This is a genomic window from Paenibacillus sp. FSL H8-0259, from assembly GCF_037963255.1.
Taxonomy (GTDB): Bacteria; Bacillota; Bacilli; order Paenibacillales; family Paenibacillaceae; genus Paenibacillus_AQ; species Paenibacillus_AQ phytohabitans.
In genome coordinates, this window is the sequence record NZ_CP150147.1 from 2,734,383 (window position 1) to 2,751,848 (window position 17,466).

A 17,466-nucleotide genomic window follows, 5' to 3' on the forward strand; every position below is an offset into this window, starting at 1 on the left:
ACATCTGCACCCGCACTAGCTAACGCACCTGACCCTACATCTGCATCCGCACTAGCTATCGCACCTGCACCTGCATCAGCCCTCGCATCGCACCCGCCCCTGCGATCGCACCGCCATCCGCAACTTTTTGCCTGAGACAAGTTCATGCTATAATGGTGCGGAACACACTCCATGGATGCAGAGGTGATTAGAAAGTGGGATATAAGGCAGGCCAGCTTTTTGTTAATTTGCCGGTGAGTAATCTGCAGGATTCGATCAACTTTTTTACCGCACTCGGATTTGAGTTCAACCCGCAATTCACGGATGAGAACGCAACATGTATGATCATCAATGACAATACGTTCGCCATGCTGCTGACCAAGGAATTCTTTAACACCTTCACTTCGAAATCAGTTGTGGATACTGCCGGACACACGGAGGTCATCCTCGCCTTCTCCGCAGCAAGCAGAGAAGAAGTAGACGAGCTGGTGCATAAGGCACTTGGGGCCGGCGGCAAACCGTTCAATAATCCGGTCGACCATGGATTTATGTACAATTGGAGCTTTCAGGATATCGACGGACATCTGTGGGAAGTCATGTATATGGATGAGAACGCGCAATAGCATAGTGGGATATAGGTGTGCATGAGGACAGGCTTCCGGATGGGGGCTTGTTTTTTGTTCGTTTATACGAGGAACCTTTTGAGGTTGGCAGTGACGCTATTATGGTATGCGGAATGCGGTGCGTGGTATGCTTAAGTGCACTTTGTACAACTAAATCGCCTGATTTTCAACCAATTATTCGTTTAGTTGTATTCCGTGCAATTAAACTGCCCCTTATAGATGATTTACGCCGCTTCGGGCAGATATAGTTGTACAGAATACAGTTATAGGAGGCGAGCCTGCCTTTTCGCGGTTTTTAGTTGTACAATGTACAACTATCCTTTAAGTTTCCAGTTGAAGCTGAAACCGAACACATAAATTGCTGCATGAAATGAACTCATTTCATTAGTTCTGAGATTGTACCAAGCCGGGCATTGTAGAATGGCGGAGGCATACCTGAAAGACAGATTACTGGTGGTGTTCTGGAGCGAATGGTCGCCAGTGTGGCAGGACCGTTAGCTCAGCAGATGGCGATCAGCAGGGGAATGCGGACTGAGAAGACGCTATTTTGCCCAAAACACTGCATTCAACGCCCAAACGGACTGGAGAATCAGTTATTTTGTTCATTCGAGCCTAAAATGTGGAGCTGGCAGCCATGTAAGCGATTCTGAGTCCGCAAGACCGAAAAATCACCTGTTTTGCCCAAATAGCGGATTCTCATTCCTATTCACGAGCGTACACGATCGTGAAGCTATTCATCCCCCGCCCAGCTCACGCCGTGTCCCGCCCAGCCTCGCCGAGTTCCGCCCAGTCCTGCCGAGTCCTGCCAAGTCCCGCCCAGCTCCCGCCGTGTCCCGCCCAGCCTCGCCAAGTCCCGCCCAGCTCACGCCCGGCCTCGCCGAGTTCCGCCCAGCTCACGCCAAGCTCCCGCCCAGCCCACGCCGAGTCCCGGCCCAGCCCCACCGAGTCTCGCCCAGTCCCCGCCAATCCCCATCAGCTCCTCCTAAAACACTCCCCCAACAACTTCTCCGAATACAATTAGTACAGCAGGACTTCACCTAATACTCCAGCAGGCGCCCGTTATCATGCCATTGGCCGTACATTGTATTGGCTCTGGTGTTGGCGATGAATTTCTCCAGTCTGCGCTGATACACTTCAGGCTGATGGATATAGCTTTGTATGGTATCTATCCGCACCCGCCGGTAGAGCGCCGGAAAGGCCATGAAGTTCTCATACACCTGCGTTTCCTCTTTCAGCTTCTCTTCGATAACCTTGTCTATTCTGAAAGAATTGATGTCCATATCAGGAAGAACCCGCTGTCCTTCCTCACGCATCAAGCCCAGCTTCTCCAGGCGGCGGACACGCTCTTTATTAAGCTCAGTCCATGAGCTCCGCTTGCTGCGGGGAGACAATCTCTGGACCAGCTTCGCTTCAGCGTTCATCTTCTTCACTCCATCGATCCAGCCGAAGCACAAAGCTTCTTCAACGGCGTCCAGGTACAGCAGCGTACCCGGGACTGGCTTCATAGTGGCTTCGACCCAGCAAAAGGGTTCAATCGTGCTGTTCACCAGCAGCCAGTTCCGCAACTCTTCCCTTGATGTAGCCGCAATCCAATTTTCAGTGCTCATAGTTACTGTCCCCCCCCTTCTGACAACTGTATAGCCCGAACAGGAACCTGCACGGACGATTTACATGAATGGCAGTTTGTATGGCGGGAAGACTCCCGCTTAAGTGCTAACTGTAGTTTCTCCTAATCCGGTTTGTACAGTTATAACGAGCTGTCCCTGCAAGATATTCAACTATCCGCTAGGCGTAACCCGCTTGAGAACGGTAGAACTAGCTCATAATTGATTGCACTTTCTGCAACAGATTCTGCGTTATCCTGCGCTAAAACCAATTCTGATGTATTTCATACAATTGATTTCCAGCTATCTGCCCAAATTCACCTATTCCATAGAGTTCTGTTGTACGAAGTGCAATAGACAATAGATTTCAACCTGGCTCTCACAAGAAGACCAGGCAGCTTAGCTTAAAGGTGAAACAGTGTTGGAGAACCGATCGTGGTTCGTTGAAGTAATCCTGCACGAAATACAACATTCCCCTCGTCAAAACCGGCCCTGACCGAAAACTGTTGCACAAAAGGCATCAATTGTCCTTCACCAAGCGGCTAAACGGGGAAATTGTTGTACCGCGTACAAGAATCCTTACGGCTACACCAGTAACAATGAATTAATGTTGCAAAACGTACAACAACATCGACTTTTCAACTCATCGCTACAAGAATTATACTGACAATCAGCCCGGACAGGAAAAAGTAGCTCCCGCTAACCAGTCCGTAGACCAGCGGCCGGGGGATGTTGGGGTTAATCCCGGTATTCACGGTTGTGGCCGCCAATAGTCCTGCTCCGACAATCCCGCCAAAGATGAGAGCATCGGCAAGGGTTTCGATCTCGAACGCATAGAACAGTACCGCCATCGCCACCGTTGTTACCAGTCCGCATACGAGGGGACCCAAGATGAACCGGAGCGCCGGTTTTTCTTTGGAAATAGAAGGGTTCATATGTTGCTTCGTATGATTAACATTCCTTCCATTTCCCGCTGAACCGATACCGTCCTCCTTAAGGACGGCAGCGCCGTTTCCACTTGGCGAATGCTCTTTTCCCAGAGCGTAGGCATACGCCTTGCCCCAAACCACAGTGAACCATAGGCCTCCCACCAAAGACAACGCCAGCGTCCCGAGCACAACAGCCAACCCATTGATCTCTTGAATTACATTAAACATAATGTCCTCCTCGTGTGTTTAAGTCTGCTTACATCATAAAAAAAGAAGTTTGACAACAGCGTGTCATACTTCTTCATAAGGTTTGAGTGCTTTTTGCAGATGCTCTTTGATGATGGCGCGCAGGGGGATGGGTTCGAGGACCTCGGCACCGCTGCCGAAACTGAGTAGAATGGCCCATAACCAGCGTGCACTGAGCGGCTGATATACCGGAATGCGCATCGTCATACTTCCGTCTTCGTGAAACTGTTTGTCCATCTGCTGAAACTGATCCAGCGCGTCGGCTAACGCTTCCGGCCTTACCCGGATCACTACATCCTCCAGTTGGTTCTGCCGTGCGTGCTCTGAGGGAGCTGTCTCTTCCGGCACCTCCGGGTGCGGTCCGAAAGTATCCCCGGTCAGCATCAAATTCATCAGCCGGGACAGGCGGAACTCGCGGTAAGCCTGGCGGGTGCGGCAATATCCGTAAATGTACCAGTTCCGGTATTTGAAATGAAGCCGCAGCGGCTCGATGTCACGGGCCGTACGTTCATTCATGGTGTCGATATAATCGAAGCGGATCACTATGCGCCCGGTGATGGCAGTCCGTATATGGCGCAGCGCATCGGGTTCCGTCCGCAGGGTGTCGAGGTCTACGGACAGACTCTGCGTCAGATGCTCCGGTCCGATGGTCTGCAGCCGTTCAATAGTCCCCTGCGCACGCCCGTCTTCAAACACGGTAGAAAGACTGCGGAGCACAGTAATCAGGGCGTTGACGTCATAAGTGCCGAGCAGACTTTTATCCATTTTGTAGCCGTCCATCATACCATATCCGCCTTTCATCCCCTGATACGATACGACCGGGAACCCCGCCGCACAGATTACATCGATATCCCTGTAGATGGTCCGCTGTGATACCTGAAACTCTTCAGCCAGTATGGCCGCAGACAACACCTCGTGATTCAAAAGCTTATAGATTATAGAGATCAGCCGTTCCAGTTTCATAGGTATACATCCCCGTCCAATGGTTCTATTTCCTTAAATATTGACGTTTTGTTAACAGTTTCGCAACATATTCTTTACGCTCAGCATACACAACCTAAGAGAACAGTTAATATCCGGCTTCTACAATGAGGATATTAGCAGAATATACCTATTGTAAAGACAAGCTAGATATGAAGGGATGATACTTTTGAAGGGGAACCTGCTGCACTTTTCGATGAAATGGAAGCTAATCTTAAGTTTCTCGGCAATTACGCTCATTTTTCTGGGCGTGGCTCTGTACCAAGGACATAAAATTAACCAGGTAGAGCTATCTATGGAACAGCAGAAGAGCGAAATGGAGAAAAGAATTACAGTCTCAACCATCACCCAGCTGCTGCAGGAGCTGAACCGAGCGGAGACTTCCTTCGCTGAATCCAGTGATTTGGAGCTGGCGGAGCCATTACAGGAGAAACAGCAGCAGATGTTGGCTGAACTTGCCAAGGTGGAATTTGAGCAGGACACACCAGCATTCACTATGCTTGGACTTCTGGGCACTCAGGCCGCAGAATATGGGAAATTCATTACGGAACTGCTCGGAGCAATGTCGGATGAAACACTTGATCCACTAACTGTATTGGAACAGATTGATGATATACATACGAAGGCACTTGCGCTGAATCAATCCATGCTTGAGACAAATGGTAAGCTGTATACGGCAGCCGCCGACAATGCAGAGCAGGCGCAGGGGGTTTCTTTTAAACTGCTGGATGATACGGTCTCAATCGTGGCCTATGCTGCAGGCGGAGTGTTCCTGTTCATGCTGGTGCTGGCCTGGCTGCTGATCCGCTCGTTCCTGTCGCCGGTCGGCAGGCTGCAGGCTGCACTCAGGCAGATTGCCGACGGGGATCTGCGGCAGCAGATCAACTCCCCGTATAATGATGAGCTGGGCCGGCTGAGCCATCACTTTGATCATATGGTGGGCAGAGTTCAGGGCATGCTGCGGCAGACCTTGTCTGCTGCGGGTTCGCTGGCTGACTATTCGCATTCTTTTCAGCAGTCATCGGCGATTACCGCGCATACGAACCGCGATATTGTCCGGACGATCCAGGAGATTTCGCTGGGTGCCGACCAGCAGGCTGTTCAGTCTGAGCAGAGTACGCTGCTGCTGGAGGAGCTGGCCCGCGGGGTTCAGGATATTACCGAGTATACAGATGTGATGCTGGCGACCAGTGAAACGGCTAACCGGAATACGCAGCAGGGTTCAGATACGGTTACTGCCCTGCGCCAGATTTCACAGCGTTCCCGGGAGTCGATCAGCAAGGTTTATGTGGCGCTGGAGCAATTGGTGAACCAGTCCAAGGATATTTCACGCATCACCAATTCAATTACGGAGATTTCGAAGCAGACGAATATTCTCTCGCTCAATGCTGCGATTGAGGCAGCGCGGGCCGGGGCATCGGGAAAAGGCTTCGCCGTTATTGCCGATGAAGTCAGACACCTGTCTGTGCAGACGAATGATTCCTCCGTGCATATCAGCCGGATTATCCAGGAGCTTCAGGCCGGCATGGCCGATTTCCAGGGATATATGATGGAGACCAGAGAAAGTCTGGAGCAGCAGGATCACCAGGTGGCAGAGACATTGGCATCCTTCGGGGCGATCGATGAATCCATTGCGGGCATCAGCACACAGATCGGGCAGATTCACCAGAAGGTGGAACAGACGCGTACGATCAACTCACGCCTTGCCGAATCTGTGCATTCCGTAGCCTCCGTGGCGGAGCAGACAGCGGCCGGGGTACAGGAAGTGAATGCCTCCAGCACCCAGCAGGATCAGGCGATCAGCGACATTGCACGGCAGGCGGAGGAGATTCATGAAATCTCGCAGCGGCTGTTCCGGGAGATCAATGTGTTCAAAATTGCGGACGGGCCTGAAGTACAAGTGGCCGACAATACAGCTATAAAGGCTGGAGCAAAGATAGAAGCGACAGAAGTTGCGAGGACGAATACGTATACGAAAGAAGTGGACAATACGGTAGAGAAGACTTTGGAGAAGACTAAGGAGCAGACATCGGAGAAGCCGGAACCAAAGTCAGAAGCAGGAACATTTGCGGAGACTGAAAAAAAGACCGGAGCCGGAATTCACCGGCCTCAGTCTGGAGTATTACGGGTGATGGAGGAATCCGCATCCGCAGACGGGCGGAGTGAATCGGAGGCTGATTTACTGGTGCTGGCGAAGTGAATGATTCAGCGATGTGACCAGCTCCGGGAACCAACCGGATAATGACAGGAAGCTGAAGCCCGCGGAGCGGGCTTTTGCCGTATCCATGACCCATGATTCTTCGATGCCAAAGGGAGAACTGTCCGAATCTGCGGTTTCCCGCCGGACCATGGCAGGTTTACCTGTTGCCGCTTCAACAATGGAGATAACTCCGCCGATGGTCAGTGTACCGTCCGAGCAGGCATTCACCGGACCCGTCAACGTGGAGCTGCCCAGCCAGTGCAGGAAATCAGCGGCTTCATCGGAACGGATGAACGAGATCTCCGCTTGCGGATTCGGGATGCCGATCGGCTGCCCTGCCTGTACATGCTCTATATGAAAATGCAGCCTGCGCGTATAGTCATCCGTGCCCAGCACAATTGGAAACCGCACCGCGGCCACCGGGAAGTCCGCCGTCTGCAGCAGAACGGTCTCGGCCAGTCTTTTGCCTTCCTGGTAACTGAAATCGGCCTTCCCGCCCAGCTTCAGCGGATAGTGTGCAGGATCGAAATCCGCCTCAGTTAAGATATCCGGCTGCGGATTATAGACAGACAGGCTTGAAGTCAGAATATACCGCTTCGCCCGGCCGGCAAATATCCGTACCGCAGCCGCAGCCTCATCCGGCGAGAAACAAATATTATCGTAGATGATATCCCAGTCTATATTCCTTACAGCATGCTCCAGCGCAGCTTCATCGGTGCGGTCCACGGCTAGCCGGGTTACCCGGTCACCGAAATCATCCTCTGTTACACCACGGGTCAGAATGGTTACCTGGCTGTCCCCGTCCCGGAGCAGCAGCTCCACCAGTCTTTTACCAAAAAACCGCGTTCCTCCGAGTACAAGTACCTTCTTCATTTGGCTACACTCCTAAAGTTTTGTGTGCGGGCTAAGATTCCAATGAATAAAGTTAAGCTGCCATCCGCAGCCCGGCATAGGTGCTGCTTCCATTCAGATAGGAGAAGCTTCCGCTTCCGGAATACAGGGCATGCACTGTGGTGGTGCTTACAGCAACAGTTACTTCTGCAGCAGTCTCCTGGCGGAGCAGCTCCAGCATCAACGGAATTTGACCCTGCTCATAGGCATGGGCCAGCGCCCGGAGATAAGCCCGGTAATCAGCATCCGGCGGAAGAGCGGGCCCCTCATTCTCAGCCAGTTCTTCCCGGACCCTCGATAAAGCCAGGCGTGCCCGGTGCAGAGCCGCCTTGACTGCCCCTTCGGTAGTGCTTAAGGTTCCGGCTGTCTCGGCGGCTGAATAGCCCAGAACATCACGGAGTACGAAGGCGGTCCGCTGCAAAGGGGAGAGATGCTTGATCAAGGCCTGAAAGGCCAGTTCGATTTCGGTGCGATCTCCTTGCGCAGCCGGTACAAGGGCTGAATCTGCCGGGGTTTCTGAACGTTCAAGCGCACGGATCAGGGAGCCTTTGCGCCGTGCGGCATCAATCCACGTATTCTTGGCAATCCGCAGCAGCAGGGCTTCAGGATTGGGACTCAAGGTGAACTTGCTGTATCCGAGTGCCTTGGTCCAGGTCTCCTGGGCCAGATCTTCAGCGTCGAATGGGGAACGGGTCAGCGACAGGCAATACCGGTGCAGCGCAGTCCCCAGCTCCTGCAGGCTTTGCTTATCCATATCCGCCCTGTCCGGCATACGGTGATGTTCAAGAATCGTCATCTTGGCCCTCTCCTTTGTGCTTTTTTGTTATTTTCTTGTATTCAGCTTATATAGCCATTGCTTCTATTATATAAACGAATGGCACTTTGTAAAAGATACGCTATCCTTGTATACCCGCCGAATTCCGCATGCCCGTATCTTTAAGCTTCCCTGGTCCGTCTACAGGATATATACACTAAGACAGATCAGAGGAGGCACAACCTAATGAGTATTATACCTTATGTCATTGAACAGACTTCCAGAGGCGAACGGTCCTACGATATTTATTCCCGGCTGCTGAAGGACCGGATTGTGTTCGTGGGTGCGGCAATCGATGACGGGCTGGCCAACAGCATTATTGCCCAGCTGCTGTTCCTGGCGGCGGATGAGCCGGATAAGGATATCCAGATGTTCATCAACAGTCCCGGGGGCTCGACTACCGCCGGCTTTGGTATTTATGATACGATGCAGGTAATCAAACCGCAGGTGAATACGATTTGCACCGGTTTTGCGGCTTCTTTCGCTTCGCTGCTGCTGCTGGCAGGAGCTACAGGCAAGAGATCCGCGCTGCCGAACAGCGAGATCATGATCCATCAGCCGCATGGCGGCGCACAGGGCCAGGCCAGTGATATCGCCATCAGCGCAAGACGTATTCTGCAAATCCGGCACAAGATAGTCCAGATTACGGCGGAACGTACCGGCCAGCCGGCGGAGAAGGTGGAGAAGGACATGGACCGTGATTATTTCATGTCAGCTGAGGAAGCACTGGAATACGGGATCATCGACACGATTATTACCCATCTGTAGACGAAGGAGCGGATTAAGATGTTATCAGCGTTGAAAGGGCAGGAAGTAACGATTCATTTTTTGGATGGAACCAGTGTCAGAGGAGGAGTTCTGGAGGAGCTGGATGAGAGGTTCGTGAAGTACAGCACGGAGTACCAGACCCTCTACATTCCAATCACCTCGATCCGCGCCGTAGACGTGCAGACCAAAGAACGGGAACGTCCGCGTGTCGGTTTCGGGCAGTAGACAGTACATCCTGGTAAAAGCAATCTAAACCCCCGGTTCTCCGCTTTATCAGGGAGAACCGGGGGTTTTTGGTTTGGCATAGTGGAGTTGAAGCTGATATTGCTGCTGAAGCTGATATTGGGCCTTAATATCTGCTTGAGGTTTATCCTCAGCCAGCCGCAGGGCTGCTGCGGTGTGATGGCAGGATGAGTGCAGGAATCAATGCGATCACGGCAAAGCCAATCGACCACCAGAAGGCCGCATCGTATGCCCCGGCAATGCTCTGGAGACTTGAGGCTGATTGCCCGGCCAGCTGGTGCTGGGATACAGTGGCCAGAATCGCTGCCCCGAAGGCGCCGCCGATCGTCTGGCAGATCCTCATGGAGATACTGGCATGGGGGATCTGATCCTTGCGCAGCCCAACATATGCGGATACCATTACCGGAATCAGGAGTCCGTTCAGAGCAGCCCCCCGGACTACCAGTGCGGCCGCGAGCAGGATCAGATTCGTATCCGGACCGGCGAAGGCAAAGGGAAGTGTCGCGAATATAGTGACCAGCAGGCTCAGAATGACGATGATCCGCGAACCGATGCGGTCGGACAGACTGCCGATCCAGCTTCTGGTGAGCAGCATACCTATTCCTTGGGGAATCATCATCATTCCGGTAGACAATACACTTTCACCGCGTACCTGCTGATAGTATAATGGCAGCAGGAGTAAAGCCCCGTTCATGACCATGCCGGACAGGAATACGGTGACATTCGATGCTGAGAAAATGCGCGACTTAAACAGACGCAGATCCAGCAGCGGTTCTATGCGCGTCCGCAAAGCGTAGACAATGAACGCGGCCATGAGGACAAGGCCAATCACCAGGGGAATCACCACTTTGCTGCTGTGCAGCCCCCCATAGGTGCTGATTTGGGCGATCCCGTAGATGAGGATAGCAAAAGCAGGGGACAGCAGCAGCAGACCGGTAAGGTCAAGCGTCTGTTTGCGTGTGGACGGCTCATCCGCCGGAATGCCGCGCCAGGCCAGCAGTATTGCGATGAGGGTAATGGGAATGTTCACGTAGAAAATAAAGCGCCAGCCCAGGCTGTTGATAATGACCCCGCCCAGCACGGGACCGAGAATGGGCCCCAGCAGGGTGGGAATGCTGATGATGGACATGATCCGTCCGATGTTGCGGCCCCCGGCAGTCTGGACAAGCACGGTTTGCAGGGTCGGAATTAATATTCCTGCGCCTACGCCCTGCAGGAGGCGGAAGCCGATCAGGCTGCCGGGATTCCAGGCCAGGGAGCAGAGGACCGAACCGGCCAGGAATACGGCGAGTGAGAACATGTATACTTTTTTGCCGCCGAAACGGTTGACAGCCCAGCCGGACACCGGAATTGCCATACCCATGGTCAGGACGTAACCGGTAATGACCCACTGGATAACGGCAACGGAGCTTTGCAGGTCTGAAGTAAGTGTCCTGATGGCAACATTGATCATCGTGGAGTCGAATAACGGCGCGAGTGCACCGAAGACGAGAATGAGGGCTACTTTAAGAATGGCGGGATCAAGCTTCTCTTTCTGTGCTTTCTTGGGCTTGGTTCTTTGGTCTGACATAAAATTGCTCCTCTCAACATAATAAGGTACGGTACGTTGCGTACCTTATATGAATAAGATAGAGTAAAAGCAGCCAGAATGCAACAAGAGAATTTTCTGCCCATTTTGTCCGCCAGAGGCAAGCCGCGTCTATACTGAAATATCCCGAAAGTAGGAAATGACATGGACGATATCAAACAAGAAAATCAGCCCAAAGGCGGACGCCGCCGCGGGGAGGTTCTCGAACAAGCCATTTTGCAGGCTGCCTGGGAAGAGCTTGGCGAAGCGGGTTATGCCCGCCTGACGATGGAGGGGATTGCGGTCCGGGCGCAAACCAATAAAACCGCACTCTACCGCCGCTGGCCGAATAAAGCCAAGATTGTTGCAGCCGCGATTAAGAAGCATATGCCTAAGACTGCTCTGGCCGCTCCCGATTCAGGCGATCTGCGTACGGATATGCTGCAGCTGTTTCAGAGCTTCGCCCGGCCTTTGCAGGGCTTAGGCGCTGAGACGATCCACGGCCTGCTGGTGGATTATCACGGCGATGATCTGATTGCGCTGCTGCCGAAGATCATGCCTCCCAAAACCGGAGGCAAGCTGAACGCGATCATGGGGACAATTCTGGCTAATGCCGAGAAACGGGGTGAGGTGCGTCTGGACCGCATTCCTGAACGGGTAATTCTGCTTCCCCTCGATTTATTCCGCTACGAGCTGCTTACCACCCATGAACCTGTTTCTGATGAGACAATCACCGGTATTATTGATGATATCTTCCTGCCGCTGGTCCGGATCAGCTGATGGGTCCCCAAGAGCGCAAACAAACCGCCGTTTACCGGAATGATGTTCCGGTATGCGGCGGTTTGTTTGTGTTGAAGGCTGAAGCTGGTGAGGAAGTTCATTCACAGCGGAAGCGGAGATGGAAGCCGCTATCTCGGGGGCAGTGAGAAGGCAGGGTCCAGGCGGTGCACACCTTTGGGAGTATATCCAAGCGATGAGCTTACACCGCACAGGTCAGCCAGCAGATAGAGGATGCTCAGCCACATTTCGGTTCCCTGCAGACCCGTGTCCTGCTGCTGTGATAACTGGAAGGCGAAGCCGCGCTGTGGAACCCAGAATTTCAGCACTTCGCTGAGCATATTCTCCGCCCAGCTGCGGATCTCTCCACGGCGGTAATCGGTCTGCTTCAGGCAGAGCCAGAGCGGATGGACCACATCCAGCACGTTGCAGGCGTTAAGCACCTCTGCACGGAAGAACCGGCGGTCCCTGCTGTGGGCCAGCACGGTATCGATGCTGCGCTCCGGATACGGCAGAGGAAGGCCGAACTGCGCATAGGTCGCGCGGGTGAGCCGGTAGAAACCGTTCACCGGCTGCAGCCAACCTTCCTCTGCGGTAGGGAGGCCCCAGAGGCCGGAGTCCCGGCGGCAATGGGTCGCCAGCCAGCCGAACAGATCATCCGGCCGTTTGCGGGAGCCGAATGTCTTCAGGTTGTGGTACAGACCTGTGGCATAGCAGTCGATCCAGTCTCCGCCGCCCCAGGCGTTGTCCTCCCATGGCAGGTCATTCAGATATGGATACAACGCAGCGGTTTCCATATTCTCAGCAACGGTAACCGGATGGGGCAGGGCAGAACCGAGCACTTCCAGCGCGTACCCTACAGCGAGAAGATGATACCGGGAGAGGTGGTCGGTTAACAGCTCAGGCAGATCCTCCGGTCCGGGCGGAGACCACGGGTCGGGCAGCAATCCTGTCCCGGCATCCTGGAATCCCTGCAATACAGCGGTAAGCTCTGCCCGCGTCCAGCCGGGCGGCAGACTGCCGAACATCGCGGCAATCTCCACCGCATCGCAGTAAGCTCTAACCGTCCGCTTATATCCGGGCCGGTCGCGGAAGAAGTTCTCTTCCCCCGTTGATTCTGAGTAGTACTCCAGCAGCGGGATCAGCTGGTCTCCTGCCAGCCTGCCGAAGTCAGCCAGCTGCTGTGAGAGCAGGCTGTATGGCGGTACACTTTCAGTAACTGGTTTCGTGTTTACGGCAGTGTCCTTATCCGCTGTAACAGCTGTATCAGCCGCATTTGTACCCGTACCTCCTTTCACTGCTGTTCCTCCAGGTTGTGCATCCATTGTCATCCCTATATCCTCCTTTTGTTCAACTGCCGCGGCAATTGCTGCTGTATCCCCGGCCAGCCGGCTGCGGATGAGCCTGGCCGGATTGCCGCCCACAATACTGTAGGCCGGCACATCTCTGGTAACTACGGCACCGGCGGCGACAATGCTGTGCGAACCGATCTGCACACCGTCCAGAATAACGGCATTGGCTCCAATCCATACATCATCCCCGATGATAATCCCTTGGACAGTGCAGGGCTGGCGGAAGACCGGGATATCGGTGGAGGCGAATCCGTGATTGAACCCGTACATACTTGCATGTGAAGCAACTCTTACGCCGTTTCCCATGGTAATATCGCCTGAAAGTACACTGTAGCTGTTGAGTGAGCAGTCGCTGCCCATGACGAGCCGGGCACTGCGGACAATCGCTCCGCCGGCAATATAGCTCCGGTCGCCCATCTGAAGCTGATCCGGCAATACCACCGCCTCCGGTGAGACATAACAGGCTTCTCCGAAGGTACAGGAGTATTCAGTAGTTAGCTGCTGCTGGTATAGGATCTGCTCTTGCTGATCCTGTGCGGAGGGGCCGATCCAGGGCATGTAATCGAGCGCCTTCCGTGAGGCGGAACGTTGTTCGGACATCTCAGTCTCTCCTCTATAACATAAGTCATTATTTCCTTAAGTGTAGCAGTAGAGGAAGGGAAGGGACATGGCATAAAGAGCATGATTAGCTTGTCAAAAACGCTTCAACATCTTAAGCTGATTTCAGAGATGCTGCAGAAACGGGGGAGTCAGAGGGTGGAGAAGATTGTACAGAATCTGGCCATAGATATTCACTGGATTCACGATAAGATCACGTTCCCGCACTGGAGGGATATCCGCCAGAATATCAATGTACATAGCTTCTACTGGATTCAGGAAGGTCAGGGGATCTTCCGTACGGACCAAGACTATCCGGTATCGGCGGGAATGCTGTTCTATCTGCAGCCGGGGCTGGCTATGGACATGAGCTGCGGAAGGGAGGAGCCTCTGCGGATCACAATGATCCTGCTTTCGCTCTATACCTTGTCGCCTTCGGCGGATAATCAGGGCAGGATAGAGCCGCTGGATGTGCTGCCGCTGCAGTTCATGCTGAAGCCGGAGGGGGAACAGGGCAAACAGCTTGGTCATATGTTCCATAAAATTGCTGCGGATTGGGTCCCCGGAAGCACCGGGAGCCAGCTGATGACCCAGTCCCTGCTCTATGAGCTCATGTACGAATTGCTGCAGGTTCAGGCGAATGCCCAGCTGGGCCGGGGGCAGGGCTATGAGCTGTTTTTGCGGATCAAGGATGATATTGAACGCCGTTACAGTGAACCTTTGCTTATTCACGAGCTGGCGGTGCGTTACGGGATTTCCTCCTCGTATTTACGCAGTCTTTTTCAGCAATATCTGCACAGGAGCCCCAAAAGCTACTTAAGTGAAATCCGTTATGAGCATGCAGGGAAGCTGCTGCTGTACACCAGATTAACCTTGAAGGAGATTGCAGCGGCCTGCGGTTACAGCGACGAATTTCACTTCAGCAAAAGCTTCAAACAACAGAACGGGCAGCCGCCTTCGGCTATGCGGACTCAAGACCAAGGGAAGAGCGGATAATGCTTACCGGTAAAATAATTCCTGTGACATTGCCAATGAGAATGATTATCAATATACTAAGGGTAGTTTTCATAACATTCGTTCAGATTTGGTGGTGTGCACTGTAATGGAACTTATCCAACAGAGAACTTCTATAGATAACCAAGATGATCCGGTCGATTGGGACCGGTTGTCTTTCCGGCTTCTGTCTTTACAGGCGCTGAAGGGAACGGGGGAGGTCCATCTCGCTCAGCAGCTGCTTTTCTCTTATGCCCTTGCAGTCGTGACCAGAGGTTCCGTCCAGTTCATTAGTGATCACAACCAGTATGAGCTGGCGGCAGGTTCAGCGGTGCTCTGCCTGCCGGATCAGACCTGCGGAACGGTGCAGCCGGCCGGGGGGCTGGAGATGTATATTTTCTATTTCGATGTGTACTGTTATGGCAAATCAGGCGATAGCGGAAGTTGTCTGCCGGTTAAGGATACCCGGTTATTCCAGGGGGACGGCAGGCTGCCGTTTCATCCGTCGAAAGAGATGTCGGCCAAATGCAGCAGGCTGTTTCTGCTCTCTGAACAGGGTGAACAGAGCATCGGCTTCCGGGCACAGCTTGATTTTCAGGAGCTGTTGTACGATCTCCGCGCGCGCAGCCTGCACCGGCCCAGAGATACGAATTCGGCGCTGGAGCAAGCGAAGCAGTACATAGAGGCCCATTATACAGAGGCGTTAACCGTAGAGCAGGTGGCTCAGTCCGCCGATTTCAGCGCCAAATATTTCGTTGACCTGTATAAGAAGAAATATGGCAAAAGCGCGCTGGAATACGCAGCCGAGCTGCGCATCGGGCAGGCCAAGCGCCTGATGGCGGAGAGCGGCGTTAAGCTGCGGGACATCGCCCACAGGGTTGGTTATGCCGATGAATTCTATTTCAGCCGCAAATTCAAGAAGATGATCGGCATGCCGCCCGCAGTCTATATGAAAAGCCGGCGGCGCAAGCTGGCCGCCTACACGCCCGGACTGCTTGGACAGCTGCTGCCGCTGAATATCACTCCATATGCGGCGGCACTGCATCCGAAATGGACCGAATATTACTACCGGAACTACCGCGCCGATATTCCTGTCCATATCAGCGCCTACCGCAACAATCAGGATTGGCAGGCCAATATTGAAGTGCTTAAGCAGTCTAACGCAGAACTTATCCTGGCCCCGGCAGGTCTGGCAGATGATGAACGGACAGCGCTGGAGCAGGTTGCTCCTGTGAATTATCTGACCAGCGACAGCGCAGATTGGCGCGGGCAATTTCACGAATTATCACGGCTGCTGGGTGAAGAGTGGCAGCGCGAGCAATGGCTTGCTGCCTTCGACTGGGAGGTGAACGCCGCTAAAGACCGCTTGCACGAAGGGCTGGGCCAGCAGACGGTTACAGTTATCCGTATGCTGGGCAGCCAGCTGTTCCTGCACTGCAACGAGGGAATGGCGAGCATATTGTACCGTGAGCTGGAACTGCACCCGGCTTATGAGTGTGAGGCAGAGGTATATAATGTTCCGGTCACTCCGGCGATGCTCGCGGAGCTGCCAGCGGACCATTTACTGATGCTGATCCGTCAGGAATATGACACGCTAGGGGAGTGGAGGAAGCTGCAGAACGACCCCCAGTGGATGAAGATTCCTGCAGTCCAGCGGCATCACGTACATGTCCTGAGCTCTGATCCCTGGCGTGAGGATTCCGCATATGCGCAGCTGCGGATGCTGCGGCAGATCCTTCAGCTGCTTCCGGCCAATCGTCCATAGTTGTTCCGCATTTTGTCCATGGTGCAGGGGACCCCGCTTCGTTATACTCGTAATTGATAATCATTATCAATACAAATGTACATAAAGAGTGGGATGACATGAAATGGACAGGCGGAATTAAGACGGCCTCCCTGCTGGTGCTGGGGGTTGTCCTTATCATTATTATTAGCGTGTTATCTGTAGCTTACGGAACGAAGCCAATGAGTTTCGGTACGGTGCTGAATGCCATTTTCCACGCCGATCCTGAGAATATTGATCATGTTATTGTGCGGACGTCGCGTATTCCGCGCACAGCAGGAGCGCTGCTAATCGGGGCATTCCTGGCGGTGTCGGGAGCCCTGATGCAGGGGATGACGCGGAATTATCTCGCTTCTCCATCCATTATGGGGATCAGCGACGGCTCAGTGTTTGCCGTTACGCTGTGCATGGTATTCCTGCCGGGCGCTTCCTCCATGACCATGATTGTGTATTCGCTGGCCGGCTCTGCGCTGGGGGCATTGCTCGTCTTCGGTACGGCCAAGCTGCTTCCCGGCGGCGTATCACCGCTGACACTGGCTGTGCTCGGCACGATCATCGGCACCTTCCTCGGCGGAGTCTCGCAGGCGCTGGCTGTCTACTTTCAGGTGTCGCAGAATATCAGCTTCTGGTACAATGCCCGGCTGCATATGATGGACCCGGCTGTGATCAGACTTGCGCTTCCGTTTGCCGCCGCCGGTCTGGTGCTCGCACTGCTGATGGCAAGACCGGTGACGATGCTCTCACTCGGAGACGAAACGGCCGCAGGCCTTGGACTTCGGGTGGGAACCATCAAGATGCTGACGATGCTGAGTGTGGTGCTGCTGACCGGGATTTCCGTAGCGATAGCCGGCAAAATCGCTTTTATCGGCCTCATTATTCCGCATATTGTACGCTTTCTGGTCGGGCAGGATTACCGCAAGATCATTCCGTTCACTGCTTTTGCCGGAGCCCTCTTCCTGGCCTTGTGCGATCTGATCAGCCGGTATATTAACTTTCCGTTTGAGACACCGGTCGGTGTGGTTACCGCATTGTTCGGCGTCCCCTTCTTCCTCTATCTGATCAAAACGAGAGGGGGAGGCCATCATTCGTAAACATTCCAAGGATTCGAACAATTCTAAG

15 protein-coding genes are annotated in these 17,466 nt (G+C 53.6%); 8 read left to right on the forward strand and 7 right to left on the reverse strand.

Going from position 1 to position 17,466, the window contains the following annotated elements; genetic code table 11:
- Positions 1-194 precede the first annotated feature (194 nt).
- Positions 195-602, forward strand: a complete 408-nt coding sequence (locus NSU01_RS11500; RefSeq protein WP_076242802.1) for a VOC family protein — start codon at positions 195-197, stop codon at positions 600-602.
- 1,037 nt (positions 603-1,639) lie between these two features.
- Here NSU01_RS11500 and NSU01_RS11505 read toward each other — a convergent pair.
- The 3 genes from NSU01_RS11505 to NSU01_RS11515 form a co-directional block, all read right to left on the reverse strand.
- Positions 1,640-2,209 (reverse strand): YdeI/OmpD-associated family protein, encoded by a 570-nt coding sequence (locus tag NSU01_RS11505; RefSeq protein ID WP_076248700.1) that lies wholly within the window; start codon positions 2,207-2,209, stop codon positions 1,640-1,642.
- 635 nt (positions 2,210-2,844) lie between these two features.
- Positions 2,845-3,363, reverse strand: a complete 519-nt coding sequence (locus NSU01_RS11510) for a DUF1761 domain-containing protein (protein WP_076248702.1) — start codon at positions 3,361-3,363, stop codon at positions 2,845-2,847.
- A gap of 63 nt (positions 3,364-3,426) precedes the next feature.
- Entirely contained in the window at positions 3,427-4,344 is a 918-nt protein-coding gene (locus NSU01_RS11515; protein ID WP_076248704.1) for a YafY family protein, read from the reverse strand.
- Positions 4,345-4,531: 187 nt separating this feature from the next.
- On the opposite strand from NSU01_RS11515, the gene NSU01_RS11520 reads away from it, so the two are divergent.
- Positions 4,532-6,562 carry a methyl-accepting chemotaxis protein gene (locus NSU01_RS11520; RefSeq protein WP_076248705.1) on the forward strand — a complete coding sequence of 677 codons (2,031 nt, stop codon included), beginning with the start codon at positions 4,532-4,534 and terminating at the stop codon, positions 6,560-6,562.
- On the opposite strand, the gene NSU01_RS11525 is transcribed toward NSU01_RS11520, so the two are convergent.
- Both NSU01_RS11525 and NSU01_RS11530 read right to left on the reverse strand, forming a co-directional pair.
- A complete protein-coding gene (locus tag NSU01_RS11525) occupies positions 6,542-7,435 on the reverse strand; it encodes an NAD-dependent epimerase/dehydratase family protein (RefSeq protein ID WP_076248707.1) in 894 nt (297 codons plus the stop codon). The two genes, NSU01_RS11520 and NSU01_RS11525, sit on opposite strands and share 21 nt — an antisense overlap.
- A gap of 52 nt (positions 7,436-7,487) precedes the next feature.
- Positions 7,488-8,249, reverse strand: coding sequence for a sigma-70 family RNA polymerase sigma factor (locus NSU01_RS11530; protein WP_052421782.1), 762 nt, complete (start codon positions 8,247-8,249; stop codon positions 7,488-7,490).
- Between the two features lie 168 nt (positions 8,250-8,417).
- Between NSU01_RS11530 and clpP the strand changes: the two genes are divergently transcribed.
- Together clpP and NSU01_RS11540 are read left to right on the forward strand one after the other, a co-directional pair.
- Positions 8,418-9,035 (forward strand): ATP-dependent Clp endopeptidase proteolytic subunit ClpP, encoded by a 618-nt coding sequence (gene clpP, locus NSU01_RS11535; RefSeq protein ID WP_256704061.1) that lies wholly within the window; start codon positions 8,418-8,420, stop codon positions 9,033-9,035.
- Between the two features lie 18 nt (positions 9,036-9,053).
- Entirely contained in the window at positions 9,054-9,260 is a 207-nt protein-coding gene (locus tag NSU01_RS11540; RefSeq protein WP_042135564.1) for a hypothetical protein, read from the forward strand.
- Between the two features lie 148 nt (positions 9,261-9,408).
- Here NSU01_RS11540 and NSU01_RS11545 read toward each other — a convergent pair whose 3' ends face one another.
- A complete protein-coding gene (locus NSU01_RS11545; protein WP_042135565.1) occupies positions 9,409-10,848 on the reverse strand; it encodes an MDR family MFS transporter in 1,440 nt (479 codons plus the stop codon).
- A gap of 162 nt (positions 10,849-11,010) precedes the next feature.
- Here NSU01_RS11545 and NSU01_RS11550 point away from each other — a divergent pair, with 162 nt between their 5' ends.
- Positions 11,011-11,625 carry a TetR/AcrR family transcriptional regulator gene (locus tag NSU01_RS11550; protein ID WP_042135566.1) on the forward strand — a complete coding sequence of 205 codons (615 nt, stop codon included), beginning with the start codon at positions 11,011-11,013 and terminating at the stop codon, positions 11,623-11,625.
- A 128-nt stretch (positions 11,626-11,753) separates the two neighbouring features.
- Here NSU01_RS11550 and NSU01_RS11555 read toward each other — a convergent pair whose 3' ends face one another.
- Complete coding sequence (locus NSU01_RS11555; RefSeq protein WP_042135567.1) at positions 11,754-13,574, reverse strand: acyltransferase; 1,821 nt, start codon at positions 13,572-13,574, stop codon at positions 11,754-11,756.
- 156 nt (positions 13,575-13,730) lie between these two features.
- Between NSU01_RS11555 and NSU01_RS11560 the strand changes: the two genes are divergently transcribed.
- The 3 genes from NSU01_RS11560 to NSU01_RS11570 all read left to right on the forward strand — a co-directional run bounded on the left by NSU01_RS11560 (position 13,731) and on the right by NSU01_RS11570 (position 17,438).
- Positions 13,731-14,567, forward strand: a complete 837-nt coding sequence (locus tag NSU01_RS11560; RefSeq protein WP_179093655.1) for an AraC family transcriptional regulator — start codon at positions 13,731-13,733, stop codon at positions 14,565-14,567.
- A 106-nt stretch (positions 14,568-14,673) separates the two neighbouring features.
- Complete coding sequence (locus tag NSU01_RS11565) at positions 14,674-16,329, forward strand: helix-turn-helix domain-containing protein (RefSeq protein ID WP_063779791.1); 1,656 nt, start codon at positions 14,674-14,676, stop codon at positions 16,327-16,329.
- A gap of 98 nt (positions 16,330-16,427) precedes the next feature.
- Positions 16,428-17,438, forward strand: coding sequence for an iron ABC transporter permease (locus NSU01_RS11570; RefSeq protein WP_039303966.1), 1,011 nt, complete (start codon positions 16,428-16,430; stop codon positions 17,436-17,438).
- Positions 17,439-17,466: the final 28 nt, after the last annotated feature.

Excerpts from the sequence above, each read along its gene's own strand:
- NSU01_RS11525 (WP_076248707.1), bottom strand. The coding sequence starts at position 7,435 with ATGAAGAAGGTACTTGTACTCGGAGGAACGCGGTTTTTTGGTAAAAGA.
- NSU01_RS11565 (WP_063779791.1), top strand. The coding sequence starts at position 14,674 with ATGGAACTTATCCAACAGAGAACTTCTATAGATAACCAAGATGATCCG.
- NSU01_RS11540 (WP_042135564.1), top strand. The coding sequence starts at position 9,054 with ATGTTATCAGCGTTGAAAGGGCAGGAAGTAACGATTCATTTTTTGGAT.
- NSU01_RS11545 (WP_042135565.1), bottom strand. The coding sequence starts at position 10,848 with ATGTCAGACCAAAGAACCAAGCCCAAGAAAGCACAGAAAGAGAAGCTT.
- NSU01_RS11505 (WP_076248700.1), bottom strand. The coding sequence starts at position 2,209 with ATGAGCACTGAAAATTGGATTGCGGCTACATCAAGGGAAGAGTTGCGG.
- NSU01_RS11555 (WP_042135567.1), bottom strand. The coding sequence starts at position 13,574 with ATGTCCGAACAACGTTCCGCCTCACGGAAGGCGCTCGATTACATGCCC.
- NSU01_RS11530 (WP_052421782.1), bottom strand. The coding sequence starts at position 8,249 with ATGACGATTCTTGAACATCACCGTATGCCGGACAGGGCGGATATGGAT.
- NSU01_RS11570 (WP_039303966.1), top strand. The coding sequence starts at position 16,428 with ATGAAATGGACAGGCGGAATTAAGACGGCCTCCCTGCTGGTGCTGGGG.
- NSU01_RS11515 (WP_076248704.1), bottom strand. The coding sequence starts at position 4,344 with ATGAAACTGGAACGGCTGATCTCTATAATCTATAAGCTTTTGAATCAC.
- NSU01_RS11550 (WP_042135566.1), top strand. The coding sequence starts at position 11,011 with ATGGACGATATCAAACAAGAAAATCAGCCCAAAGGCGGACGCCGCCGC.
- NSU01_RS11510 (WP_076248702.1), bottom strand. The coding sequence starts at position 3,363 with ATGTTTAATGTAATTCAAGAGATCAATGGGTTGGCTGTTGTGCTCGGG.